General features: G+C 70.6%; 24 protein-coding genes and 2 pseudogenes. 15 read left to right on the top strand and 11 right to left on the bottom strand.

Annotated elements, in window-relative coordinates; translation table 11 throughout:
* Positions 1 to 34: 34 nt before the first annotated feature.
* The 6 genes from pdhA to H3H34_RS01730 are packed head-to-tail and all read left to right on the top strand — an operon-like array spanning position 35 to position 6,261.
* Positions 35 to 1,117 (top strand): pyruvate dehydrogenase (acetyl-transferring) E1 component subunit alpha, encoded by a 1,083-nt coding sequence (gene pdhA, locus H3H34_RS01705; protein ID WP_408033941.1) that lies wholly within the window; start codon positions 35 to 37, stop codon positions 1,115 to 1,117.
* Positions 1,117 to 2,466 carry a pyruvate dehydrogenase complex E1 component subunit beta gene (locus H3H34_RS01710; protein WP_194743532.1) on the top strand — a complete coding sequence of 450 codons (1,350 nt, stop codon included), beginning with the start codon at positions 1,117 to 1,119 and terminating at the stop codon, positions 2,464 to 2,466. Before pdhA ends, H3H34_RS01710 begins: the two co-directional genes overlap by 1 nt.
* Complete coding sequence (locus tag H3H34_RS01715; protein ID WP_194743533.1) at positions 2,463 to 3,116, top strand: NYN domain-containing protein; 654 nt, start codon at positions 2,463 to 2,465, stop codon at positions 3,114 to 3,116. The genes H3H34_RS01710 and H3H34_RS01715 overlap by 4 nt, the downstream gene beginning before the upstream one ends.
* Positions 3,117 to 3,126: 10 nt before the next feature.
* Positions 3,127 to 4,404 carry a pyruvate dehydrogenase complex dihydrolipoamide acetyltransferase gene (locus H3H34_RS01720; RefSeq protein ID WP_194743534.1) on the top strand — a complete coding sequence of 426 codons (1,278 nt, stop codon included), beginning with the start codon at positions 3,127 to 3,129 and terminating at the stop codon, positions 4,402 to 4,404.
* Entirely contained in the window at positions 4,401 to 5,771 is a 1,371-nt protein-coding gene (lpdA, locus tag H3H34_RS01725) for a dihydrolipoyl dehydrogenase (protein WP_194743535.1), read from the top strand. The genes H3H34_RS01720 and lpdA overlap by 4 nt, the downstream gene beginning before the upstream one ends.
* Positions 5,755 to 6,261: a GNAT family N-acetyltransferase gene (locus tag H3H34_RS01730; protein WP_194743536.1), complete on the top strand. Its 507-nt coding sequence runs from the start codon at positions 5,755 to 5,757 to the stop codon at positions 6,259 to 6,261. Before lpdA ends, H3H34_RS01730 begins: the two co-directional genes overlap by 17 nt.
* Before the next feature lie 41 nt (positions 6,262 to 6,302).
* Here H3H34_RS01730 and H3H34_RS01735 read toward each other — a convergent pair whose 3' ends face one another.
* The 9 genes and pseudogenes from H3H34_RS01735 to H3H34_RS01765 all read right to left on the bottom strand — a co-directional run bounded on the left by H3H34_RS01735 (position 6,303) and on the right by H3H34_RS01765 (position 13,549).
* Positions 6,303 to 6,947, bottom strand: a complete 645-nt coding sequence (locus tag H3H34_RS01735) for a carbonic anhydrase (protein ID WP_194743537.1) — start codon at positions 6,945 to 6,947, stop codon at positions 6,303 to 6,305.
* Positions 6,947 to 7,927, bottom strand: coding sequence for a sodium-dependent bicarbonate transport family permease (locus H3H34_RS01740; protein WP_328830956.1), 981 nt, complete (start codon positions 7,925 to 7,927; stop codon positions 6,947 to 6,949). The genes H3H34_RS01735 and H3H34_RS01740 overlap by 1 nt, the downstream gene beginning before the upstream one ends.
* Positions 7,928 to 7,972: 45 nt before the next feature.
* On the bottom strand, positions 7,973 to 8,677 hold the full coding sequence (locus H3H34_RS13450; protein ID WP_235945236.1) for a PEPxxWA-CTERM sorting domain-containing protein: 705 nt from the start codon (positions 8,675 to 8,677) through the stop codon (positions 7,973 to 7,975).
* Between the two features lie 130 nt (positions 8,678 to 8,807).
* On the bottom strand, positions 8,808 to 9,338 hold the full coding sequence (locus tag H3H34_RS01750; RefSeq protein ID WP_194743538.1) for a J domain-containing protein: 531 nt from the start codon (positions 9,336 to 9,338) through the stop codon (positions 8,808 to 8,810).
* A 148-nt stretch (positions 9,339 to 9,486) separates the two neighbouring features.
* A pseudogene (locus H3H34_RS14100) lies at positions 9,487 to 9,585 on the bottom strand (PEPxxWA-CTERM sorting domain-containing protein); the annotation flags it as partial.
* A 36-nt stretch (positions 9,586 to 9,621) separates the two neighbouring features.
* A pseudogene (locus H3H34_RS14105) lies at positions 9,622 to 9,828 on the bottom strand (hypothetical protein); the annotation flags it as partial.
* An 85-nt stretch (positions 9,829 to 9,913) separates the two neighbouring features.
* Positions 9,914 to 10,312 (bottom strand): nidogen-like domain-containing protein, encoded by a 399-nt coding sequence (locus tag H3H34_RS13240; RefSeq protein WP_207790716.1) that lies wholly within the window; start codon positions 10,310 to 10,312, stop codon positions 9,914 to 9,916.
* Between the two features lie 422 nt (positions 10,313 to 10,734).
* Positions 10,735 to 11,769: an IS110 family RNA-guided transposase gene (locus tag H3H34_RS01760; protein WP_194743539.1), complete on the bottom strand. Its 1,035-nt coding sequence runs from the start codon at positions 11,767 to 11,769 to the stop codon at positions 10,735 to 10,737.
* 178 nt (positions 11,770 to 11,947) lie between these two features.
* The gene (locus H3H34_RS01765; RefSeq protein ID WP_194744055.1) at positions 11,948 to 13,549 is read right to left on the bottom strand and encodes a phosphoenolpyruvate carboxykinase; all 1,602 of its coding nucleotides are present in this window, start codon (positions 13,547 to 13,549) and stop codon (positions 11,948 to 11,950) included.
* A gap of 189 nt (positions 13,550 to 13,738) precedes the next feature.
* Here H3H34_RS01765 and H3H34_RS01770 point away from each other — a divergent pair, with 189 nt between their 5' ends.
* From H3H34_RS01770 to H3H34_RS01795, 6 genes are read left to right on the top strand one after another with little or no spacing between them, the layout of a single operon-like run.
* Positions 13,739 to 14,467, top strand: a complete 729-nt coding sequence (locus H3H34_RS01770; RefSeq protein ID WP_194743540.1) for a response regulator transcription factor — start codon at positions 13,739 to 13,741, stop codon at positions 14,465 to 14,467.
* A complete protein-coding gene (locus H3H34_RS01775; protein WP_194743541.1) occupies positions 14,460 to 16,121 on the top strand; it encodes a sensor histidine kinase in 1,662 nt (553 codons plus the stop codon). The genes H3H34_RS01770 and H3H34_RS01775 overlap by 8 nt, the downstream gene beginning before the upstream one ends.
* Positions 16,118 to 16,582, top strand: coding sequence for an HPr kinase/phosphorylase (locus tag H3H34_RS01780; protein WP_194743542.1), 465 nt, complete (start codon positions 16,118 to 16,120; stop codon positions 16,580 to 16,582). The genes H3H34_RS01775 and H3H34_RS01780 overlap by 4 nt, the downstream gene beginning before the upstream one ends.
* Complete coding sequence (gene rapZ / locus H3H34_RS01785; RefSeq protein ID WP_235945237.1) at positions 16,557 to 17,519, top strand: RNase adapter RapZ; 963 nt, start codon at positions 16,557 to 16,559, stop codon at positions 17,517 to 17,519. The genes H3H34_RS01780 and rapZ overlap by 26 nt, the downstream gene beginning before the upstream one ends.
* Positions 17,516 to 17,920 carry a PTS sugar transporter subunit IIA gene (locus H3H34_RS01790; RefSeq protein ID WP_194743543.1) on the top strand — a complete coding sequence of 135 codons (405 nt, stop codon included), beginning with the start codon at positions 17,516 to 17,518 and terminating at the stop codon, positions 17,918 to 17,920. Before rapZ ends, H3H34_RS01790 begins: the two co-directional genes overlap by 4 nt.
* Positions 17,921 to 17,922: 2 nt before the next feature.
* Positions 17,923 to 18,198 carry an HPr family phosphocarrier protein gene (locus H3H34_RS01795; protein ID WP_194743544.1) on the top strand — a complete coding sequence of 92 codons (276 nt, stop codon included), beginning with the start codon at positions 17,923 to 17,925 and terminating at the stop codon, positions 18,196 to 18,198.
* Here the strand turns inward: H3H34_RS01795 and bfr are convergent.
* Positions 18,195 to 18,674, bottom strand: a complete 480-nt coding sequence (gene bfr / locus H3H34_RS01800; RefSeq protein WP_194743545.1) for a bacterioferritin — start codon at positions 18,672 to 18,674, stop codon at positions 18,195 to 18,197. The genes H3H34_RS01795 and bfr overlap by 4 nt on opposite strands.
* 160 nt (positions 18,675 to 18,834) lie before the next feature.
* On the opposite strand from bfr, the gene ileS reads away from it, so the two are divergent.
* From ileS to H3H34_RS01815, 3 genes are read left to right on the top strand one after another with little or no spacing between them, the layout of a single operon-like run.
* On the top strand, positions 18,835 to 21,612 hold the full coding sequence (ileS, locus tag H3H34_RS01805) for an isoleucine--tRNA ligase (protein WP_194743546.1): 2,778 nt from the start codon (positions 18,835 to 18,837) through the stop codon (positions 21,610 to 21,612).
* Complete coding sequence (lspA, locus tag H3H34_RS01810; RefSeq protein ID WP_194743547.1) at positions 21,609 to 22,091, top strand: signal peptidase II; 483 nt, start codon at positions 21,609 to 21,611, stop codon at positions 22,089 to 22,091. Before ileS ends, lspA begins: the two co-directional genes overlap by 4 nt.
* Positions 22,091 to 22,525: a DUF3035 domain-containing protein gene (locus tag H3H34_RS01815; RefSeq protein ID WP_194743548.1), complete on the top strand. Its 435-nt coding sequence runs from the start codon at positions 22,091 to 22,093 to the stop codon at positions 22,523 to 22,525. Before lspA ends, H3H34_RS01815 begins: the two co-directional genes overlap by 1 nt.
* Here the strand turns inward: H3H34_RS01815 and H3H34_RS01820 are convergent.
* A complete protein-coding gene (locus H3H34_RS01820; protein WP_194743549.1) occupies positions 22,522 to 23,562 on the bottom strand; it encodes a P-loop NTPase in 1,041 nt (346 codons plus the stop codon). The genes H3H34_RS01815 and H3H34_RS01820 overlap by 4 nt on opposite strands.
* Positions 23,563 to 23,568 lie beyond the last annotated feature (6 nt).

The following is a 23,568-nucleotide window of genomic DNA, read 5'->3' on the forward strand; positions in this document are numbered from 1 at the left end:
GCTAGAAGCGCTTGAGACCAGCAAGGAGCGGGCCTTGGAGAAAGCGCCGAAGGGCCGGGCCGCGGGCGGCCCGCAACGCGCCACGCCGGCGGTGCCAGGCAGGTTCGACCCCCTGCCGGAGCTGGCCCGCCACGCGCCGACGGCAGAGGAATATCTCGCCTTCTACCGCATGATGCTCCTCATCCGCCGGTTCGAGGAGAAGGCCGGCCAGCTCTACGGCATGGGGCTCATCGGCGGCTTCTGCCACCTCTACATCGGCCAGGAGGCGGTGGTGACCGGCCTCCAGGCGGCCATCTCGCCCGGGCGGGACTCCGTCATTACCGGCTACCGGGACCACGGCCACATGCTCGCCTGCGGGATCCCGGCGAAGGCGGTGATGGCCGAGCTCACGGGCCGTGCCGCCGGCATCTCGAAGGGCAAGGGCGGCTCGATGCACATGTTCTCGGTGGCGCACGGCTTCTACGGTGGCCACGGCATCGTCGGCGCCCAGGTCCCGCTCGGCGCCGGCCTCGCCTTCGCGCACAAGTACAGGGAGGACCTGCTTGGCGAGGAGGGGGGCGTCTGCCTCACCTACTTCGGCGATGGCGCGGCCAACCAGGGCCAGGTCTACGAGGCCTTCAACATGGCCGAGCTGTGGAAGCTGCCGGTCGTGTTCGTGATCGAGAACAACCAGTATGCCATGGGCACCTCGGTCAACCGGGCGTCGGCCGAGGACCAGCTCTACCGCCGCGGCGAGAGCTTCCGGATCGAGGGGCTGCAGGTGGATGGCATGGACGTGCTCGCCGTGCGCGGCGCCGCCACGCTTGCCGTCGAGTGGGCCCGCACCCGGGGGCCCATCCTTCTCGAGATGAAGACCTACCGCTATCGCGGCCACTCCATGTCGGATCCTGCCAAGTACCGCACCCGCGACGAGGTCTCGGCGGTGCGCGAGCAGCAGGACCCGATCGACCGGGCGGCGAAGGAGATCGTCGCGCTTGGCTTCGCGACCGAGGCCGACCTCAAGGGCATCGAGCGGGAGGTGCGCGCCGAGGTGACCGAAGCGGCCGACTTCGCCGAGCAGGCACCCGAGCCCGAGCTCGCCGAGCTCTTCACCGACGTGCTGGCGGGCGAGGGCTGATGGACATTCGCCTTCCCGCCATGTCGCCCACGATGGAGGAGGGCACGCTTGCCCGCTGGCTGGTGAAGCCGGGTGACGTGGTGAAGCCGGGGCAGGTGATTGCCGAGATCGAGACCGACAAGGCGACGATGGAGCTCGAGGCCGACGAGGGCGGCACCGTGGTTGCGCTGGCCGTGCCCGAGGGTGCCGAGGGCGTGAAGGTGGGCACCGTGATCGCGGTGCTTGCCGCCGACGGCGAGGCTCCCGCCCCGCCCCCGCCCGCGGCCTGGGCAGCCGCGCCCGCGCCGACCCCCGCGCCCGCGCCGACCCCCGCTCCCGCCCCTGCTCCGGCCCGGGTCGTGGCCCCGCCGCCGCCGGCACCGGCCAAGGCTGCGACCCGCCGGCAGACCGTGCGCGAGGCGCTGCGCGACGCCATGGCCGAGGAGATGCGCGCCGACCGCCGCGTCTTCGTGATGGGCGAGGAAGTCGGCCACTACCAGGGCGCCTACAAGGTGACACAGGGGCTCCTCGACGAGTTCGGCGACCGCCGGGTCGTCGACACGCCCATCACCGAATATGGCTTCGCCGGGCTCGGGGTTGGCGCGGCGATGGGAGGGCTTCGCCCCATCGTCGAGTTCATGACGATGAACTTCGCGATGCAGGCGATCGACCACATCGTGAACTCGGCCGCCAAGACCCGCTACATGTCGGGCGGACAGATGGCCTGCCCCATCGTCTTCCGCGGGCCGAACGGGGCGGCCGCGCGCGTGGCTGCCCAGCACAGCCAGAACTTCGCCCCCTGGTACGCGAGCGTCCCTGGCCTCGTGGTCATCGCCCCTTACGACGCCGCTGACGCCAAGGGCCTGCTCAAGGCCGCGATCCGCTCGCCTGACCCGGTCGTGTTTCTCGAAAACGAGCTCCTCTACGGCCGCAGCTTCGAGGTCCCGGAGGGCGAGCACCTCGTGCCCATCGGCCGTGCCCGCCGGCACCGCGAGGGCACCGACCTCACGCTCGTTTCCTACTCGATCGGGGTGGAGGTGGCGCTCGCCGCCGCTGAGACGCTTGCCGGGGAGGGCATCTCGGCCGAGGTGCTCGACCTGCGCACGCTTCGCCCGCTCGACGAGGCGGCAATCCTCGAGAGCCTTTCGCGCACCCACCGCATGGTGGTGGTGGAGGAGGGCTGGCCGCGCTGCTCGATTGCCTCCGAGGTGATCGCGGTGGCCATGGAGAAGGGCTTCGACGAGCTCGACGCCCCCGTGCTCCGGGTGACGGACGCCGACGTTCCGCTCCCCTACGCCGCCAATCTCGAGAAGGCCGCGCTCGTGCAGGCGGAGCAGGTGGTGGCGGCCGCGCGGAGCCTCTTCCGGTGAGCGACCGCGGCCTCGTCCGGATCGGCGTGTTCTACGACGGCAGCTATTTCCAGCAGATCACCAACCACTATCGCTACAGTCACGAGGTGGGCCGGCGGGTCGATCTCGGCGGGCTGCACCGCTTTCTCGCCTGGTGCGTCGCGCGGATCGAGAAGACCGACGTGAAGGCCTGCCGCATCGTCGAGGCGCACTATTTTCGCGGCCGCTTTGCCCTCTCCGACCTCGACGACAAGGCCGCGCGCGACGGCAACCCCGGCTTCGTCGAGGACACGCTGCGCGGCGAACGCATGTTCGACCAGGTGCTCGCGGCCAACGGCATCCGCGCCCACCATCTGCGGGTGGACATGAGCCAGGACCGGCCGCGCGAGAAGGGGGTGGATGTCGCGCTCTCGCTCGAGGCGTTCGACACCGCCATCCACCGCCGGCTCGACTGGGCGGTGCTGGTCTCGCCCGATGCCGATTTCGTGCCGCTGCTCAGGAAGCTCGCCGCCATCGGCACGCGCACGCTGCTGCTCGCCTGGGAACTGGCCGGCAGGACGGTGGTCTCGAAGGGGCTGATTGCCGAGGCGACCGAGTGGATCCCCCTCAACCGGCTCGTCGACGAGGGCATCCCGGGCTTCGACATCGACGAGATCTTCCTGCCCGACTGAGGAGCCGCCCGTGCCGATCGACATCACCATGCCGGCGCTCTCGCCCACCATGGAGGCGGGCACGCTCGCGCGGTGGCTGGTGAAGCCCGGCGACCGCGTGCGGCCCGGAGACGTCATCGCCGAGATCGAGACCGACAAGGCGACGATGGAGATGGAGGCGGTGGACGAGGGCGAAGTGCTGGAGCTGCTCGTGCCCGAGGGGACGGAGGGGGTGAAGGTGAACGCCGTCATCGCCCGCCTCAAGGGCGACGGCGAGCCGGCCGAAAGGCCCGCTCCGGTTGCGCCAGCCGCGCCGACCCCCGCACCGCCAGCAGCCCCGCAGGTCACTCCGCCGCCCCCCTCTCCGGCTTCGGTGCCAGCCCCGGGTCCTGCCGCGGGGCGGGTGAAAGCCTCGCCGCTCGCCCGCCGCGTGGCAGCGAAGCTCGGAGTCGATCTCGCGGCCGTCTCCGGCACCGGGCCGGGCGGCCGGATCGTCCGCGCCGACGTCGAGGCCGCGGCCGGCCGCGCCCCGCAGCCGGGCGTGCTGCCGAGCCCCCCGGCCGAGGCGGCGGCGCCCGCCCCCGCTCCCGCCGCTCCCGTGCCGCTTCCCGAGGCGGCCCCGCCGTTCGAGACGGTCCGGCTCTCGGGCATGCGGAAGACCATCGCCCGGCGGCTCGCCGAGGCGAAGAGCAGCATTCCCCACTTCTATCTTTCGGTCGACTGTCGGCTGGATGCGCTGCTCGCGCTGCGCACCGAGCTCAACGCCGCGCTTGCGCCGCGCGGGGTGAAGATCTCGGTGAACGACATGCTGGTGAAGGCGCTCGGCCTCGCGCTCGAGGCGGTGCCCGATGCGAACGTGAGCTTTGCCGGCGACAGCCTGCGGAAGTTCGCCCGCGCCGATGTCTCGGTGGCCGTGGCGGTGCCCGGCGGGCTCCTGACCCCCGTCGTCCGCGACGCCGGGGGAAAGCGGCTGTCCGCCATCGCCGCCGAGATGAAGGACCTGGCCGCCCGCGCGCGGGAGGGCAAGCTGAAGCCCGAGGAGTACACGGGCGGTACCGCCTCGCTCTCCAACCTCGGCATGTATGGCATCCGTGAGTTCGCGGCCATCATCAACCCGCCGGAGGGGCTCATCCTGGCAGTCGGGGCGGGCGAGAAGCGGCCCTGGGTCGAGGGCGACGCGCTTACGGTTGCGACCGTCATGACGGTCACGGGCAGCTTCGACCACCGCGCGATCGACGGGGCGGTCGGCGCCGAGCTGCTGGCCGCCTTCCGCGGGCTCGTCGAGGCGCCGCTCGGGATGCTGGCGTGAGCGACCGCTTCGATCTTGTCATCATCGGCTCGGGTCCGGGGGGCTATGTCGCCGCCATCCGCGCCGCGCAGCTCGGCCAGAAGGTCGCCATCGTCGAGCGCGAGCGGCTGGGGGGCATCTGCCTCAACTGGGGCTGCATTCCAACCAAGGCGCTGCTTCGCTCGGCCGAGATCAAGCACTACCTTGACCATGCGGCAAGCTACGGGCTTTCGGCCGAGGGAGTCGGGTTCGACCTTGTGGCGGTGACCCAGCGGTCGCGCCGGGTGGCCGCCCAGCTCAACGCCGGCGTCGCCCACCTGATGAAGAAGAACCGGGTGACGGTGGTGGAAGGCGAGGCGGCGCTTGCCGGGCCGACCAGCGTCAAGGTGGGCGAGCGGCGCCTGGAGGCGGCGAACGTCATTGTGGCAACCGGCGCGCGTGCCCGCGAACTGCCGCACCTCAAGGCGGATGGCGTGCGCATCTGGACCTATCGCCACGCCATGGTGCCGCCGGCCATGCCGACCCGGCTTCTGGTCATCGGTTCGGGCGCCATCGGCATCGAGTTCGCGAGCTTCTACGCCGACCTCGGCGCGCAGGTGACGGTCGTCGAGATGATGGACCGGATCCTTCCCGTCGAGGACGAGGAGATCTCCGCCTTCATGGCGAAGGCGTTCGGCAAGCGGGGCCTGCGCCTTCTCACCTCGGCGAGCGTCGAGGCCCTTGTGGCGGATGCCGAGGGGGTGACGGCCACCATCGGCGGACGGGCGGAACGCTTCAGCCACGCCATCATCGCGATTGGCATCGTGCCCAACACGGAAGGCCTCGGGCTCGAGGCGCTTGGCGTCGCGATGGACCGCGGCCACATCGCAACCGACTCTTTCGGCCGCACCAGCGTTGCCGGTCTCTGGGCGATCGGCGACGTGACGGGGCCGCCCTGGCTCGCCCACAAGGCGAGCCATGAGGGCGTGGTGGCGGCCGAGGCCATCGCCGGCCACGCCCATGCCCACCCGATGGACAGGAGCAACATTCCGGGCTGCACCTATTCGCGGCCGCAGGTCGCCTCGGTGGGGCTGACCGAGGCGCAGGCGAGGGAAGCGGGCTATGCGGTGCGCGTGGGGCGCTTCCAGGCCATCGGCAATGGCAAGGCCATTGCCCTCGGCGAGCCCGAGGGGCTGGTCAAGACCGTGTTCGATGCCGAGACGGGGGCGCTTCTTGGCGCCCACATGGCGGGTGCCGAGGTGACCGAGCTCATCCAGGGCTTCGCCATCGCCCGCCAGTGCGAGGCGACCCACGAGACGCTCGCCGCCACCATCTTCCCCCACCCGACCCTTTCCGAGATGATGCACGAGGCGGTGCTCGACGCCGAGGGCCGTGTCCTCCACCTCTAGTCTCAGGCCTGCGACCATCGCCGACGGAGCTGCGTGCGCTGCGCTCTACGCGCCGCACGTGCTGCGCGGCACCGGCACCTTCGAGATCGACCCGCCCGAGGCGCGCGAGATGGCCGCGCGCATCGCGCACGTGCTGGCCCGCGGCTGGCCCTGGCTTCTCCTCGAGCAGCCGGATGGAAAGCTCCTCGGTTATGCCTACGTCAGCCAGTTCCGCGACCGTGCCGCCTACGCGCGAACCGGCGAGACGAGCATCTACGTGGCCGAGGGCGAGACCGGCCGTGGCCACGGCCGCGCGCTTCTCGAGGCGCTCCTGCCGGCGGCGGCTGCGGCGGGCTTCCGCACCCTGCTCGCCGTCATCGGCGATAGCGGCAACGCAGCCTCCATCGCGCTCCATCGCGGGCTCGGGTTCCGGCAGGCGGGGCTTCTCGAAGGGGTGGGGGAGAAGTTCGGGCGCCGGCTCGACGTGGTCCTCATGCAGCGGGAGCTCTGACGGCCTGGCCCCGCGCCGCGCCTCGGCGGCCGGACGCGGGGCTACGTCTCGGCGGCGAGGGCGACTGGCACCGGCTCGAACCGGTCGGTTGCGGCGTCGAGGATCCGGAGTTCGCCGTTGGCGATGTCGAAAAGGGCGCCGGCGAGCTTCAGCCGACCCTCGCGCTCGGCAGCTGCAACGAAGGGGTAGGTGCGGAGGTTGGCTAGACCGAGCCGCACATTGGCCTGCTCGAGCGCGGCCTGGCAGTCGATGTCGGGCGCGATGGCCGCTGCAGCCAGCACCTTCTCGCGCGCAGGCGCAATGAGCTCGACCCAGGAGGCGATGTAGCGGTTCTCGGGAAGCGGCTGGAGGGCGGCCGCGATTCCACCGCAGCGGGCGTGGCCGAAGACCACGACATAGTCCACCTTCAGCACCTCGACGGCATATTCGAGGGCGGCGGCGACGCTCGACTGGCCCTGGATTGCGGAAGCCGGCGGCACGAGGTTGGCGATGTTGCGCACCACGAACATCTGGCCCGGCGCGGTGTCGAACACGCGCGTCGGGTCTACCCGGCTGTCGGAGCAGGCGATCACCATCACCTTGGGCGCCTGGCCGAGCGCGAGCGCGTCATAGCGCAGGCGCTGCTCCCGCCACTGCCCGGAGCGGAAGCGGCGGAAGCCCTCGATGAGCGCGCGGAACTCCGGCATCAGCCGAGGAGTGCTGCCATCCGCATGTAGAGCGGGATGCCGACGATGATGTTGAACGGGAAGGTGATGGCAAGGCTCATCGCAAGGTAGAGGCCGGCGTCGGCCTTCGGCAATGCGAGGCTCATGGCTGCCGGCGCGGCGATGTAGGAGGCCGACGCGCAGAGGATGATGAAGGCTGCAGCGGTGCCCCCGGAAAGCCCGATGGCGGCGGCCACGCCGAGGCCGATTCCGGCGTTGAGGAGCGGGAGCAGGATGGCAAGCGCGGCGAGGCGCGACGTGAGGTTGCGCGCCTCGCGCAGACGGCGTGCGGCGAGCAGGCCCATCGAGAGGAGGAAGAGGCAAAGCACGCCACGGAACATGTCGGTGAAGAAGAGCGAGACGGGTGCGTAGCCGTCCTTGCCGGCGATGATGCCGATGAGGAAGGCGCCGACGAGCAGCACCACCGGCCCGTTCAGGAGCACCTCGCGCCAGATGCTGTGGTCACCGAAGCCTTCGATGTTGCGCGTGCGGCCGAGGCCGGCGAGCGAGCCCCGGGCGAGCATGAGCCCGGCGATGATGGCCGGCGTTTCCATGAGGGCGAGGACGGCGACCATCCAGCCGGCCGCCCGGTCGCCGTTCGCGTCGAGGACGGCCGCTCCGGTGACGAAGGTGACGACCGAGACCGATCCGTAGTGGGCGGCGACCGCGCCGGCATCGAGGGCCGAGAGCTGGCCGATGCTGCGCAACAGGGCGAAGCCGATGAAGGGAAGCCCGAAGCTGAGGGCGGTGCCAGCGAGGCCGGCGGTCAGCATCTGGGGGTCGAACCCGGCGGCCGAGACTTCGATGCCGCCTTTGAGGCCGATCGAGGCCATGAGATAGAGCGACATCCCCTTGGCGACCTGGTCGGGGATCTCGAGGTCGGAGCGCGCGAAGGCGGCGAGCGCTCCGAGGACGAAGAAGAGGATGACCGGGGAGAGAAGGGTGACGGCGATGACGGTCACGGCGCGTGGCCGTTAGCCGCCACTCCTTCCCTTGGCAATCGCGCCTCAGGCGGCGGCGCGGGCCACTTCCGCACGCCGGCGCCGCGCTGCGACGCCGAGCAGGCCGAAGCCGGCGATGAGCATCGCCCAGGTGCCGGGCTCAGGCACGTAGGAGATGAAGAGCCCCTGGCGAACCGGGCTGTCGGTCGAGAAGATGTAGGTCGCCTTGCCGGTCAGCGTCGGGGCGATCGCGATGTAGTTGGCGATCTTGGTATTGATGAGCGGATTGCTGGACGTGATCGTCTTGCCATACTCGATCGACCAGATGGCGCTCTGGATCGCCGGGATCTCCAGCGACAGGTTCGGCGCGCCGGTCTTGATGAGCTGGAAGCCAAGCGAGGCGAGCCCTTGCATCTGCTGGATCTGCGATGGCGTGAGCGCACCGCCGCCCGGCGCGGTCGTCAGTGTGCCGATCTGGTAGTTGAGCGAGGGGCTCAGCGTTGCCAGAGTGTTGTTGCCAAGGCCGATGGTGTGCGCGAGGTCAACGCAGAAGGCGAGCAGGTCGAAGCTGCCCGAGAAGGCCCCGCCCCAGGTGCCCTGGAGGCGGAAGTTCGCAGCAATCTGGTTGCCGTTGCCCGGCCCGGGGCCGGCAACCGTGACGGTTGCGTTGTTGAAGTAGCCGCCCTTGGTGACGTTGAGCGTCACCGTGGCAGAGGCCGGAAGCGCCACCGAGAAGGCGACTGCGGCCACGAGCACCGAAGAGAGCTTCATGAAATATCTCCCACTGTTCAGCTCCCGACCCTTGTGGGAACCTGACGTGGTTCTACCAGGGGGTTGCGATTCTGCAAGATAAAAGCTGGTTAAGCTCGTCGCCATTAACCAAGAAGTGACACGGTCGTGCTCAGCCCCTGCGTCGCGCCGCCACCGCCTCGGTCAGGACGGCATAAGCCGCCTGCGCCGCCCGAAACCGTGCCTCGGCCTCGGGATCGCCGGGGTTGAGATCCGGGTGGTGGATCTTGGCCAGCCGCCGGAACGCCGCCTTGACGGTCTCCTCGTCCGCATCCGGCGGAAGCTCGAGCACGCGAAGCGCATCCATCTCCGCCCGGCTGCGCGTGCCGTCGCCCTCGCTCCAGGCCCAGTGGGCCGCGCGCCGGTAGCTGCCGGCCGCGCGCGCGGCCTCGGCCTCGGCAGCCTCGGCTCCGGCGGCGTCGAGCGCCGCGAAGTAGTTCCAGCCGCGGTTGTACTCGGCCGCATGCACCTCGCAGAACCACCAGCGCTCCGGCCGGTCCGGCGCCTTGGGCGCGGGGCAGGTGCCGGGCCGGTCGCAGCCGTCGCGGTCACAGCGCCGCAGCGCCTTGGGCGCGCCTGTTGCGCCCTCGTAGCTCCGCCAGCGCGGGAACCCCCAGTCGTTTGAGCGTCGCCCCCGGGTCAACGGACCTGTCCCGCATGCTCGCCGGCGAATCGCATGGCGGCAGCGTGACGCCCCGCACATCCGCCTGCAAGCCGCGTCGCTGGCAAGCGAAGACCGGGCGCGGCGGTGTGCCGCGCCCGGCCCGGAAGCCTGGCCCCCGGGCCGTGGCTCAGGCGCTCACGAGGCGGCGCCGGCGGGCGAACGCGCCCACGAGACCGAAGCCGGCAATCAGCAGAGCCCAGGTCGCCGGCTCGGGGATGACGCCTCCGGGCGGCGGCACGACGACCCTGCCGTTGCGCACCTGGAACAGGAGCCGGCCGGGCATGCCGATGTTGGTGGTGGTGATGAGCGGCGCTGTCCCGGTGTCGAGGAAGGTGCCCGGCATGAGCGATCCCGGGAGCTCGAAGAAGGTGCCGGGCGCGCCGCCAACGGCCGCGTTGAAACCGACGGCGGCCGAGGTGCCGCCAAGCCCGTTCACGCCGCCGGATGCGCTCCCCGTCTCCCACTGGATCTGGCGCTAGTTGAAATCGATGTCGAAGTCGCCTGCGCCGACGTCGGAGCGGTCGGTCAGGATCAGCTGGAAGCTGTTCCGCTTTTCACCCCCGCACGCTGACGTAGCCGGTGTCGAGCCAGCTGGCGCCCCAGGCCGGCCAGCCGGCGAAGGTGCCGGTGCCGAAGGTCACGGACCCGGGACCGCCCCGCGTGTCCGCGTCGGCAAAGACAGGCGCGATGATCGGCCGGCCGACGTAGCCTGCGCCGAGGCCGGTCGGCGTGAACGATCCTAGGCCCGCTTCGAAGGTGGCGTAGCCGTTGTTCGACACGAAGCGAACATTGCGGGTGGTGCCGAAGACGTTCGTGTCGAACCCGGGCGCGATGGCCCCCGAGAAGCAGTCGGCGCAGGCCGGCAACCCGCCCTGCTTGTTGAATCCTGACACGACGGGGTCGGCGGCCGCCGGCGCCGCGAGCGCGACCGCGGCGACGATCGCGAAGCTCACAACGTTTCTGGTCCTGTTCCTCCTCCTTCACGGGGAGGCACAGGCTTCGTACCTGAGAACACCCCCCTTCCCACTTCCTGCAAAAACCACGCCAGTCTCTCGATACTGAAACATCAGCAGGTTAGGCTGGGATGCGGTCGCCGATCTGTCAAAAACGTATGGCCCGCCCCGTTGGCAAGTCGGTTGCATCAGGCTTTTTTCGGTCGTGCACAAACGTATCCGGCGTAGTGGCGCGTTTGTCCTCGCCATGATGGAGATCCGCGCGTCCTGGTCCGCATAAAAGGCTCGGCGTCGATGCGCCGTTTTTTGAACCAGGCTTCCAGGGACGCGGGTGTTCGACCCTTCCGGCCATCAGCCTCCTTCCGCCAACCTCGTCGAACAGCGGCTTTCGTTCTCAATCCGCCGCAGTCGATCCCTTCGTTTCAGACCGCCATGGCCTGTCCCCATCCACGTTCGAAGCCGACGCCGCGCCGCAGGCTCGCCCAGGCGATACGGGCGAGTTTGGCCGCCAGCGCCACGATGACGACATTGCGGTGCGCCCGCGATAGAAGACCTCGAAGCCAATCGCCCAAGGGCGTCGCCTGTTTGGAGAGGCTCGGCAGCGCCGCACGCGCCCCATGGATCAGCAGCATGCGCAGGTAGATGTTCCCGCGCTTGGTGATGCCGAGAAGTCGCGGCTTGCCGCCGGTGGTCATCTGCTTCGGCACGAGGCCAAGCCAGGCTGGCACATCGCGCGCCCGACCGAACGCTTCGCCGTCTCCAACGGCCGCAACCAGCGCGGTTGCGCCAAGGACGCCGATGCCGGGTATCGAGGTCAGCCGGCTCGCCGCATCGTCGGCGCGCACATGCGCGGCCAGGTCGTCGTTCAAGGCATCAATCCGCTCATCGAGGGATCGCCACTCGGCGCGCATGTCCGCGATGAGCGTCACGATGCGGGTCGAAAGCTCCGAAGGCGGCCCGGCAAGGAATGGATCGAGTTCCCGCTCAAGGACCTTGCGTCCCTGCCGGAACGTATGCCCACGCTCGAGCAGGATCGCCCGGAGCTGGTTCACGAGCGACTTGCGCGCCGCCACAAGGCGAGAGCGTGACCGGTGCAGGGTCTGCAGGTCGAGCCGGTCCTGGCTCTTCAACTCCACGAAGCGCATGGTCGGCCGCGTCGCGGCCTCGGCGATCCCCGCCGCATCGTTGTCGTCGTTCTTTTGCGCACGGACGTAAGGCCGGACATATTCGGGAGACATCAGTCGGACATCATGCCCTTTCGCGGCAAAGAGACGACCGACATGATGGGCACCGCAGCACGCCTCCATGGCGACGGTGCAAGGTGCAAGACTGCCGGCGAGTTCCGCAAGCGTCGACCGCCTGACGCGCCGGCGCAGAACGACCCGCCCCTCAGCGTCCAGCCCCACAACGCTGTTCAGGTTCTTGCCCAGATCGATGCCAAGGGTCACGATAGTCATAGGTCCGCTCCTTCCTCCCAAACACACCGGCACCATAACTCGGAGCCGGCCGGAGGGGCGGGCCATCCCATAAAATTGACCAACAAGGGCCGGACGGCCCGGGCGAGACGGGACCGTTCCTGGCCGGGGAGGGGAAAGTGACCCGCGTGCCGGCGGCTTCCCTCCTGAAGTGGTCCGCTCAGGCTGCGCGTGGAGCGGCCTCGCGGACGCCCGGTTCGACATGGTCCTCGAACTGGGCGAAGTTGCTGACGAACATCTGCACCAGCCGCCGCGCGGTCGCATCATAGGCGGCTGGGTCCGGCCAGGTCGCGCGAGGGTCGAGGATCCGGCTGTCGACGCCCGGCACCGCCATCGGCACCAGGAAGCCGAAATAGGGGTCGCGGCGGAACTCGGCGGACTTGAGGCTGCCGTCGAGCGCGGCGTTGAGCAGCGCGCGGGTGACGCGGATGGGCATGCGGCTGCCGGTGCCGCCGGTGCCGGCGCCGCCGCCGGTCCAGCCCGTGTTGACCAGCCAGCAGTCCACCTGGCCCCTGGCGATCCGCTCCTTCAGGAGATTGCCGTAGACGGCCGGGTGGCGCGGCATGAAGGGCGCGCCGAAACAGGTGGAGAAGGTGGCCTCGGGCTCGGTCACCCCGATCTCGGTGCCGGCCACGCGCGCCGTGTAGCCCGAGAGGAAGTGGTACATGGCCTGATCGGGGGTGAGCATGGCGATCGGCGGGAAGATGCCGAAGGCATCTGCCGTCAGCATGATGATGTTGCGCGGCGGCGGGCCCATGTTGTCGGGGCTGGCGTTCGGGATGAACTCGAGCGGGTAGCTGCCGCGGCTGTTCTCGGCGAGGCGATTGTCGTTGAGGTCGATCTCGCGCGTCTCGGGGTCGATCACCACGTTCTCGAGGATGGTGCCGAACCGCCTGGTGGTGGCGTAGATCTCGGGCTCGGCCTCGGGCGACAGACGGATCATCTTGGCGTAGCAGCCGCCCTCGAAGTTGAAGACCGCCGTGTCGGACCAGCCGTGTTCGTCGTCGCCGATGAGCGTCCGGCTGGAGTCTGCGGAGAGCGTGGTCTTGCCGGTGCCGGAGAGGCCGAAGAAGATCGCCGTGTCGCCGGCCTTGCCGATGTTCGCCGAGCAGTGCATCGGCATGACCCCGCGCGCCGGCAACAGGTAGTTCAGGATCCCGAACACCGACTTCTTCATCTCGCCCGCGTAGCGGGTGCCGCCGATGAGGACGAGCTTCTCGGAATAGCTGACGGCAATCACGGTCTCGGAGCGGCAGCCGTGCCGAGCCGGGTCGGCGATGAAGGAAGGGAGGTCGATGATGGTGTACTCGGGGACGTAGCCGTCGAGTTCGCCCGGCTTGGGCCTCACGAGAAGGGTGCGAATGAAGGCCGAGTGCCACGCGAGCTCGGTGATGACCCTGACGTTCACGCGGTGCTCGGGCTGCGAGCCGCCGAACAGGTCCTGGACGAAGAGCGTGTCCTTCTCCGCCAGCGCGGCCAGGAAGTCGGCCTTGAGTGCTGCAAAATGCTCAGGGTCCATCGGCCGGTTGGTCTTGCCCCACCAGACCGTCTCGGCCGTCTCCGCGTCGCGCACGATGAACTTGTCTGCCGCCGAGCGGCCGGTGTGGCGCCCGGTCTCGACGACGAAGGCGCCGTCCTTCGAGAACAGCCCCTCGCCCCGCCGGACGGCGTGCTCGAGCAGCGGCGCGACGATCATGTTCCGGTGCACCGTCGCCCGCGTGGCGACGCCAAGGCCAAGCCGATCCGTCACGCCTGCTCCCATCACGTCAGCCCTTTCGCCACCACGCCCGATAGCGCGAACAGGCGTGCCCACCCTTCCTGGGCACGCCCCCGCGCCTCTTGCGGGCTTTGCCGAGGGGTTGCAAGGGTCCGGCGCGGGAGTCCGTGCGGATTCCTCGTCAATTCGGGAGCAGACAGCCATGTGCGCCATTCATGGCTCGACCGTCCTGCCATGAGGAATCCAAGCGAGGACGCCCTTCCTGTCATCGCCCTCGTCGACGACGATCGCCACATCCTCGCCTCGGTCAGCCTCGCGCTCCAGGCCGAAGGCTTCACCACCCGCGTCTATGCCGACGGCGAGACGGCGCTGCGCTCGCTCCTCGACAACCCGCCCGACCTTGCCGTCGTCGACATCAAGATGCCGCGCATGGACGGAACCGAGCTGCTGCGCCGGCTGCGCGAGCGCTCTGCGCTGCCGGTGATCTTCCTCACCTCGAAGGACACCGAGATCGACGAGGCGCTCGGCCTTGCCATGGGCGCCGACGACTACATCGGCAAGCCCTTCTCCCACCGGCTCCTCGTCGAGCGCATCCGCGCCGTGCTGCGCCGCACGCAGCAGCGCGCGCACCCGGCCGGTGCGGCGGCCGAGACGCCGGCGCCGATGGTGCGCGGGCGGCTGACCATGGAGGCCGCGCGGCACCGGGTGACGTGGGACGGTCACGAGATTGCGCTCACTGTCACCGAGTTTCTGATTCTCGATGCGCTCGCCCAGCGCCCCGGCTTCGTGAAGTCGCGCGAGGCGCTCATTGCGGTCGCCTACCCGGACGAGACCTATGTCGACGACCGCACGATCGACAGCCACATCAAGCGCCTCAGGAAGAAGTTCCGGGCGGTGGACCCGGGTTTCGCGGCGATCGAGACCCTCTACGGCGTCGGCTACCGGTTCGACCAGGATGCGTGAGCGAGCCGATGCGCCCCCCGCTCCGCCGGGGCCGAAGGCGGGGGGTGCCTCGGGGCGCCGGTCGCTCGCGCTCCGGATCCTCCTCGTCAACCTCGTAGCGCTCGTCGGCTTCGCCATCGGCGTCTTCTACCTCGACAGCTACCGCGAGCGGCTGCTCGCCACCCGGCAGGCCGAGATGGTGGCGCAGGGGCAGATTATCGCCCACCTGCTTGCCGGCGAGCCGGGGCGGGAGGCGGAGCGGATCGCGCGGCTCGCGCTTCCGCGCGGCACGCGCGTGCGCCTCTACGGACCCGACGGCGCGCTTCTCGCCGACAACTGGCGCGACCCGGCCATGCCGCGGTTCGTGCTCGAGGACCCCACCACGGCCGGCTTTCGCCGCCAGAGCGCGCGCACGCTCGACCGCTTCATCGAGATCGCAAGCTTCGGCGCCCGGCTGCCGCTGTGGGAGGAGCCGGCCGTCGACAGGCTCGAAAGCTGGCCGGAGGCGCGCGCGGCCGCGCGCTCCGGCGAGCCGCAGTCCTCGGCCCGGCGGACGGCCGACGGCGCGGTCGTGCTGTTCGCCGCCGTGCCGCAGCGGTCGCCGCAAGCGGAGATCCCCTCGGCGTCCGGCGCGATCCTGCTCATGGCCAATGCGGGCGACCTCGTCGAGCAGGTCCGGCAGGAGCGGGAGCAGACGTTCAAGCTGTTCCTCGCGCTGCTGGCCGCGAGCCTGCTCCTCTCCGTCTATCTCGCCCGCACCATCGTGCGCCCGCTCGGCGAGCTGGCGCTGGCCGCAAGCCGGGTCCGTCGCGGCCGCGACCGGGACGTCGAGATCCCGCGCTACCCCGGGCGCCGCGACGAGATCGGCCGCCTGGCCCGGGCGCTCGCCGACATGACGGCGGCGCTGCGCCAGCGAATCGATGCGACCGAGAGCTTCGCGGCCGATGTCGCCCACGAGCTCAAGAACCCGCTCGCGAGTCTCAGAAGCGCGGTCGAGGCCCTGGGCTCGGTCAGGCGCAGCGAGGATCGCGACCGGCTTTTCGCCCTCATCGCCGCCGATGTCGAGCGGATCGACCGGCTCATCCTCGACATCTCGGCCGCCTCGCGGCTCGACGCGGAGCTGACCCGGATCGAGCCGGCCCTGGTCGATCTCGGGGTCTTCGTGCGCGACATGGCGCGGGCGCTCATGCTCGTACCGCCCTGGTCGGGTCGGCTGCGCCTTGTCGTCGACGCGCCGCTGGAAGGGGAGGCGCTGGCCATGGCCGAGCGCGGGAGGCTGGAGCAGGTGCTCGCGAACCTTCTCGACAATGCCGCCAGCTTCTCCCCCGAGGGCGGGACGGTCCGGATCACGCTGGCCTGCAGCGCCGGGCGCGTGCGCCTGTCGGTCGAGGACGAGGGGCCGGGGGTCGATCCGCGCTATGCCGAGACCATCTTCGAGCGATTCTACACCGAGCGGCCCGAGGGCGAATCCTACGGGACGCACAGCGGGCTCGGGCTCTCGATCGCGCGCTCGATCGTCGAGGCGTTCGACGGCCGGCTGTTCGTGACCGCACGCCCCGACGGGCGTCGCGGCGCCTGCTTCGTCGTCGAGCTGCCGCACGCGTCCCGCGCCGCTGCCGGGCCGCCCGGAAAGGGCGCGCGCGCTGCCGCGTCCGGCCTTGGCGTTGCGGCGTGACCCGGCTCGATCTGCACGCAACCGCCGTCCTCCTGCCCGCGGGCGGCCTCCTCCTCCTGGGGCGGCCGGGGGCGGGCAAGTCGGACCTCGCCTTTCGCCTGGTTGAGCAGGGCGCCATGCTGGTGGCCGACGACCGGGTGGAGCTTCGGGTCCATGGCGACGGCGGGATCGAGGCGGCGCCGCCCCCGCGCCTTGCCGGTCTCCTCGAGCTGCGCGGGGTGGGCATCCTGCGGCTGCCCTGGCGGGCGCCGGCGGCGCTCAGGCTTGCGCTCGACCTCGACCGGGAGCCTGAGCGGCTGCCGCCGCCACCGGCCGAATGGCCCCGCCTGGCGTTCGGCCCTGCTTCCTTGCCGGTGCTCGGCTTCCGGCCGTTCGAGGCCTCGGCTCCGGCCAAGGCCCTTGCCGCGCTTGCACGCGCAACCGACATGGACAGGCATGGACCGGCCCGTGACCCCCGATGACCCGCAGCAGGAGGACGGGCGGGGGCCCGGGCGGATGGCGCTTGCCGGCGCGCCGCACGTGGTCGTGACGGGGCTTTCGGGGGCCGGCAAGTCCACGGCGCTCAGGGCACTGGAGGACGCGGGCTACGAGGCGGTCGACAACCTCCCCCTCTCGCTCCTGCCCGCCCTCCTCGCCGTCGAGGACCCGCACCCGGTGGCCGTCGGCGTCGACAGCCGCACGCGCGCCTTCGCGCCCGAGGCGCTCCTTGCCCGGATTGCCGAGCAGGCGGCGGGCGGCCGGCCGATCCGGCTTCTTTTCCTCGACTGCGCGGATGCCGAGCTCGTCCGCCGCTTCGGCGAGACGCGGCGGCCGCACCCGCTGGCGCCCGACCGGCCGGTTGCCGACGGCATTGCCCGCGAGCGCGAGGTGCTGGCGCCGCTGCGGCTGGCCGCCGACCTGGTGCTGGATACGTCGGACTCGAGCCCGCACGACTTGCGCCGGCTGGTCCGCGAGCGACTGGTCTCGGATGCGCCCGGTCCTCTCACCCTCACCATCACGAGCTTCGGCTATTCCCGAGGGCTCCCGCGCGACGCCGACCTCGTCTTCGACATGCGGTTCCTGAAGAACCCGCACTGGGATCCGGAGCTCCGGCCCTTGGACGGTCTCGACCCGGCGGTTGTCGCCCATGTCCGCGCCGACCCGCTCTTCGCGCCGGCCTTCGAACGCCTGATGGCTTTGCTTTCGGAGCTGCTTCCCGGCTACAGGCGCGAGGGACGCGCCTACCTGACCATCGCGTTCGGCTGCACCGGCGGGCGGCATCGCTCGGTCGCCGTGGCGGAGTTGGTCGGAGAGGCGCTCGGCCGGTCGGGCTGGCCCAACCTGGTGGTGCACCGCGACCGCGGGCTCAGTGCGACCGAGGTGGCGCCCGCTCCGGCGGCAGGGAAGGGCATGGGATGATCGGTCTCGTTCTGGTGACCCACGGCCGGATCGGCGCGGAGTTCCTCGCCGCGCTCGAGCATATCGTGGGCGCCCAGCCGCAGTGCCGGGCAATCACGATCGACGCCTCCGACGACATGGAGGCCAAGCGCGCCGAGATCGCGGCGGCGGCGGCCGAGGTCGACAGCGGCGAGGGCGTCATCCTGCTTACCGATACCTTCGGCGGCACGCCCTCAAATCTCGCCATTTCGCTGCTCGGCCGCGACCGGCTGGAAGTGATCGCCGGCGTCAACCTCCCCATGCTCATCAAGCTCGCGAGCGTGCGGAAGACGAAGGGCGTGTCCGAGGCGGCCGATCTCGCCCAGGAGGCGGGCCGCAAATACATCTCGGTGGCAAGCCGCCTCCTCGGGGAGGCTGCCTGAGCTTGAGCGCCGCAGGGCCGGTCGAGGTCGTCATCCGCAACCGGCGCGGGCTCCATGCCCGGGCAAGCGCCCGGTTCGTCAGGCTCGCAAGCCAGTTCGGTGCGACCGTCCATGTCGCGAAGGACGGCCAGGAGGTGCTCGGCACCTCGATCATGGGCCTCCTCATGCTGGGGGCCGCCATGGGCGAAGCGATCGTCATCCGCGCCGAGGGCGAGGATGCCGAGGCCGCGGTCGAGGCCCTGCGCGCGCTCGTCGAGAGCCGCTTCGGCGAGGACTAGCTGCCGGCCGGCTCCGACTGGAGCTGCAGGTAGTTCTGCAGGCCCATCTGCGCGATCATCTCCTGCTGCGTCTCGATGAAGTCGACATGCTCTTCCTCAGCATCCAGAATCGAGACGAAGAGCTCGCGCGAGACGAAGTCGCGCACGCTCTCGCAGTGGAGGATGGCGTCCTTGAGAAGCGCGATCGCCTCGTGCTCAAGCTCGAGATCGGCGTTCAGGATCTCTGGCACGTTCTCGCCGATTCGCAGGCGATTGAGTGCCTGCAGGTTGGGCAGGCCCTCGAGGAACAGGATGCGCTCGATGAGACGGTCGGCATGCTTCATCTCATCGAGAGACTCGTGATACTCGTACTTCGCCAGCTTGCGGATGCCCCAGTTGTCGAGCATCCGGTAGTGCAGGAAATACTGGTTGATGGCGGTGAGCTCGCCTTTCAGCACCGCATTCAGATACTCGATGACCTTCGGGTCGCCCTTCACGGCCTGTCTCCTTCTCGGACTTCCACCGTCAGATATCGCGCCCATGGCTCGAGCGCAAGCCTAAGGGGCTGAAAAGTCTTTATTTTCTAGCGTTTCGCAGTCGCGTTCGCAAAAATCGCGCTGGAATCCCCGGGCAAGGCTTCTAGAAGGCGCTTCCATCATGGACGCGACGCGACAGGCAGGCGACTGGCGGGCCACCGTCTTCCTGCCGAAGACCGACTTTCCGATGAAGGCCGGCCTGCCGGAGACCGAGCCGAGGCTGCTCGCCCGCTGGGAGGCAGAGGGTGCCTATGCCGCGCTCCGGGCGGCGCGCGGCGGGGCGCCGCGCTACATCCTCCACGACGGCCCGCCCTACGCCAACGGCGACATGCACCTCGGGCACGCGATGAACCACATCTGGAAGGATCTGGTCATCCGCACCCGCTCGATGCTCGGCTTCGACGCGCCCTATGTTCCCGGCTTCGATTGCCACGGCCTTCCCATCGAATGGCGCGTCGAGGAGCTGAACCGCGCCAAGGGGATTGAGAAAGGCGAGATTCCCCTCGCCGAGTTCCGCGCCCAGTGCCGGGCCTATGCCGCCCACTGGGTGGACGTGCAGCGCAGCCAGCTCAGGCGGCTCGGCATGTGGGGCGAGTGGGACAACCCCTACCTCACCATGAGCTTCGACGCCGAGGCCGCGATCGCGCGCGAGCTTCTCAAGTTCGCCGAGACCGGCCAGATCTACCGCGGTGCCAAGCCGGTGATGTGGTCGCCCGTCGAGCAGACCGCGCTCGCCGAGGCCGAGGTCGAGTATGAAGACATCGTCTCGACCCAGGTGGATGTGGCCTTCGAGATCGTCGAGGCGCCCAACGCCCCCGAGCTGGTTGGCGCGCACGCCGTCATCTGGACGACGACGCCCTGGACGCTGCCGGTCAACCGCGCGCTCGCCTACGGGCCCGAGCTCGCCTACGCGCTCGTCGAGACGCAGGGCCGGCGGCTCGTCGTTGCCGAGGCGCTTCTCGAGGCGGTGCGCGGACGGCTCGGGGTGCCGCTCCCCGTCCTCGCCCGCCTGCCTGGCACGGCGCTCGCCGGGGCCGTCGCCCGCCACCCCTGGCACCATCTGGGCGGCGTCCTTGCGGAACCCCGGCCGCTCCTCCCCGGCGCCTTCGTCACCACCGATCAGGGCACCGGTCTCGTCCACCTCGCGCCCGACCATGGCGAGGACGACTTCGCGCTGTGCAGGGCCCACGGCATCGACCCGCTCTTTGTCGTCGGCCCCGATGGCACCTACCGCGCCGACTGGCCGGTCGTCGGCGGGGCCCACGTCTACAGGGTGAACGATCCGGACGGCCCCATCTGTTCAGCGCTCAGCGAGGCCGGCGCGCTGCTCGCGGCCTCGGCCGACTACCGCCACAGCTACCCCCACTCCTGGCGGTCGAAGAAGAAGCTCATCTACCGCTGCACGCCGCAGTGGTTCGTCCACATGGACAAGGACCTCGGCGACGGCACGACGCTCAGGCAGCGCGCGCTGAGGGCCATCGGCGAGACCCGCTGGATCCCGCCCAAGGCCGAGACCCGCATCCGCGCCATGGTCGAGGGCCGGCCCGACTGGGTGCTCTCGCGCCAGCGCGCCTGGGGGGTGCCGCTGCCGCTGTTCGTCAACCGCGCAACCGGGGACTATCTCCGCGACCCCGAGGTCAACGCCCGGATCCTCGCCGCCTTCGAGGCGCATGGCGTGGACATCTGGTGGACCGCCGATCCGCAGACCTTCCTCGGCCATGCCCATGCCGCCGCCGACTTCGAGCAGGTGACGGATGTCGTCGATGTCTGGTTCGACTCGGGCTGCACCCACGCCTTCGTGACCGAGACCCGCCTAAAGGCCGACCAGGCGGACCTCTACCTCGAGGGCTCCGACCAGCATCGGGGCTGGTTCCAGTCCTCGCTGCTCGAGGCCTGCGGCACGCGCGGCCGCGCGCCCTACAGGGCGGTGCTCACCCACGGGATGACGCTGGACGAGCAGGGCCGGAAGATGTCGAAGTCGCTCGGCAACGTCATCGATCCCCTGAAGGTCATCGCCGAGAACGGTGCCGACGTGCTGCGGCTGTGGTGCGCAACCGTCGACTTCACCGAGGACACCCGCTTCGGCCCGACCGCGCTGAAGACGACGGCCGACAGCTACCGGAAGTTCCGCAACACGCTGCGCTACCTCCTCGGCGCGCTCGCCGGCTTCACCGAGGCCGAGCGGGTCGCGGTTCCCGACATGCCGCCGCTCGAGCGCTGGATCCACGCGCGCCTCGCCGCGCTCGATGCCGAGCTGCGCGCCCATGTCGAAGCCCACGCCTACGGGCGGATGGTGGCCGCGCTCGCCCGCTTCGTGAACGAGGATCTCTCCGCCTTCGCCTTCGATGTCTGCAAGGACAGCCTCTATTGCGACCCACCGGCGAGCCTGCGCCGCCGGGCCTGGCGCACCACGGTTGCAACCCTCTTCGACTGGCTCGTCACCTGGCTTGCGCCCGTCCTCGTCTTCACCGCCGAGGAAGCCTGGGGCCACCGCCACGGGCCCGAGGCCGGCTCGGTCCACCACCGGACCTATGCGCTGGTCGACCCGGCCTGGCGCGATCCGGCCCTCGAGGCTGCGATGGAGCGCGTGCTGGCGCTGCGCGCGGCCGCCTTCGATGCGCTGGAAGCGCTCCGGCGCGACAAGGCGATCGGAAGCTTCCTCCAGGCCGAGCTCGACGTCGCTGCGGCCGACCCGGCCGACCGCGCCGCCTTCGCCAGCCTCGATCTTGCAGAGCTGCTGCTCGTCGCCGACGTCCGCGTCACGGAAGGGGAGGGCGAGCGGTTCGCGGTCTCGGCCTCCCGGACGCACCACGCCCGCTGCGACCGCTGCTGGCGCCACCTGCCGGACGTGGACCCGCAGTCGGGTCTCTGCACGCGGTGCGCGGAGGCCGTGGCGTGACGCCGCGCGGCGCCTACGCGCTGGCCGCGCTCGTCTTCGGGCTCGACCAGCTCGCCAAGTGGTGGATCGTCGCCGTCGTGCGCCTCGAGGAACGCCTGACGATCCCGGTGCTTCCGGTCTTCTCGCTCACCTGGGTCGAGAACCGCGGGGTCTCCATGGGCCTGCTTGCGGCCGACAGCGAGGTGGGCCGCTGGCTCCTGGTGCTGCTCACGGTCACCATTGCCGTGGTGGTCGCGCTCTGGATCCAGCGCGAGAAGCAGCTGCCCGAGCAGGCGGCGCTCGCGCTCGTGCTCGGCGGCGCGCTCGGCAACATCGTCGATCGGGTGCGCCTCGGCTTCGTCATCGACTTCGTCCATTTGCATGTCGGGCGCTGGTCCTTCTATGTGTTCAACGTGGCCGATGCGGCAATCAGCGTCGGGGTGTTCGTGCTGCTCGTCACGGCACTCCGCGCGCGCCCGGCCGTGAGGAAGGAAAGCTGATGCGCGCTGTCGTTCTCGCTCTTGCCGGGCTGGCCGTTGCCGGGTGCAGCGGCGGGCTCCTCGATCGCAAGCGGCCCGACGAGTTTGCCGTCGGCCGGCAGGCGCCGCTCGTCATCCCGCCCGACTTCTCGCTGGTGCCGCCGCAGCCCGGCGCGCCCCGGCCGCTCGCGACGGACAGCCAGCAGCAGGCGCTCGAGGCCCTGTTCGGCCCGGGCGTGCGGCTGCCGCCGAAGTCGCCCGGCGAACTCAGCCTCCTCGAGGGCGCCCGGCTCCCGAACCCGGATCCGATGATCCGCAACTATGCCGGCGAGATGAAGGGGATGGCCAACCGGACCCAGGCGGTCGACAAGGGGGCGTTCCTGCGCGAGATCCTCGACGCGCCGCCCTTCACCCGCAACCCCGAGGTGGCGCGGCTCAGCATTCCCGGCGCCTAGGCCGGGCGGGCGTCCAGCAGCTCCCGCAGCCGGGCGGCGACGATGCCGAGCGCGTCGGCCACTGGCCCGGTCGCGAGCGGCGTGCCTGCATCCGAGGCGGCGGTCACCGCCGGGTCGAGCGGCAGTTCGGCCAGCACCGGCGCGCCGAGGGCCGCTTCGAGGGCGGCAGGATCTGCCCTGCCGAAGGGGTGGAACGCCGTGCCGCCGGCGCCGTCGATCCTGGCCATGTTGGCAACCGTGCCGAGGATGGGGACGTCGAGCTGGCGGAAGAGCGCCGCAGCACGCCTCGCATCGGCCACGGCCAGCGCCTGGGGGGTGGAGACAAGCACCACCCCGGCCGGCCGCAGCTTCTGGGCAAGCGTGATCTGGATGTCGCCGGTGCCCGGAGGCATGTCGACGACGAGGGCGTCGAGCGGGCCCCAGTCGGCGCCCTCAGCCATCTGGACGAGCGCGCCGGCAATCATCGGCCCGCGCCAGGCGACCGCGCGGTCGGGGTCGGCCATCAGCCCCATGCCGAGCACCTTGAGGCCGTGTGCCTCGACCGGAAGCAGCCTTCGCTCCGGCGTCGCGGCCGCCCGCGTGCCGATGCCAAGCAGGATGTGGGCGGAGGGGCCGTGGATGTCGGCGTCGAGCAGGCCGACCGCCCAGCCCTGCCGGCGAAGTGCCAGCGCGAGGTTGGCGGCAACCGTCGACTTGCCGACCCCGCCCTTGCCGGAGGCGACGGCGACGACATGGCGGACCTGCGCGAGCCCGTCCACTTCGGGCGCAGGGCCCGCCTGGTGCCGCTCCGACGTCTGGATCACGCGGACCCGGGCGACGCCGGGCACTGCCCGCATCCGCCGGGTGATCTCGGCCTCGAGCGCCTGGGCCGCCCGGCCGGGGAGGCCGTCGATCGCGAGGATGGCGCTCGCGGTGCCGTCGGGCGCAAGCTTGACTCCGGTGACCCGGCCGGTCGCGACGACCGAGCCGCCGCCCAGCGGGTCGGGAACGGCGGCCAGCGTCGCGCCGAGTGCAGTGCTGTCCGGGGGTGTGGTCACGTGGGC

It is taken from the genome of Thermaurantiacus tibetensis (assembly GCF_015354055.1).
Taxonomy (GTDB): domain Bacteria; phylum Pseudomonadota; class Alphaproteobacteria; order Sphingomonadales; family Sphingomonadaceae; genus Thermaurantiacus; species Thermaurantiacus tibetensis.

Bases quoted from the DNA above. Each gene is read 5' to 3' on its own strand.
- H3H34_RS01710 (WP_194743532.1), top strand. From the start codon at position 1,117: ATGGACATTCGCCTTCCCGCCATGTCGCCCACGATGGAGGAGGGCACG.
- H3H34_RS01735 (WP_194743537.1), bottom strand. From the start codon at position 6,947: ATGCCGGAGTTCCGCGCGCTCATCGAGGGCTTCCGCCGCTTCCGCTCC.
- H3H34_RS13450 (WP_235945236.1), bottom strand. From the start codon at position 8,677: ATGAAGCTCTCTTCGGTGCTCGTGGCCGCAGTCGCCTTCTCGGTGGCG.
- H3H34_RS01760 (WP_194743539.1), bottom strand. From the start codon at position 11,769: ATGACTATCGTGACCCTTGGCATCGATCTGGGCAAGAACCTGAACAGC.
- H3H34_RS01765 (WP_194744055.1), bottom strand. From the start codon at position 13,549: ATGGGAGCAGGCGTGACGGATCGGCTTGGCCTTGGCGTCGCCACGCGG.
- H3H34_RS01770 (WP_194743540.1), top strand. From the start codon at position 13,739: ATGAGGAATCCAAGCGAGGACGCCCTTCCTGTCATCGCCCTCGTCGAC.
- H3H34_RS01775 (WP_194743541.1), top strand. From the start codon at position 14,460: ATGCGTGAGCGAGCCGATGCGCCCCCCGCTCCGCCGGGGCCGAAGGCG.
- rapZ (WP_235945237.1), top strand. From the start codon at position 16,557: ATGGACCGGCCCGTGACCCCCGATGACCCGCAGCAGGAGGACGGGCGG.
- H3H34_RS01790 (WP_194743543.1), top strand. From the start codon at position 17,516: ATGATCGGTCTCGTTCTGGTGACCCACGGCCGGATCGGCGCGGAGTTC.
- ileS (WP_194743546.1), top strand. From the start codon at position 18,835: ATGGACGCGACGCGACAGGCAGGCGACTGGCGGGCCACCGTCTTCCTG.
- H3H34_RS01815 (WP_194743548.1), top strand. From the start codon at position 22,091: ATGCGCGCTGTCGTTCTCGCTCTTGCCGGGCTGGCCGTTGCCGGGTGC.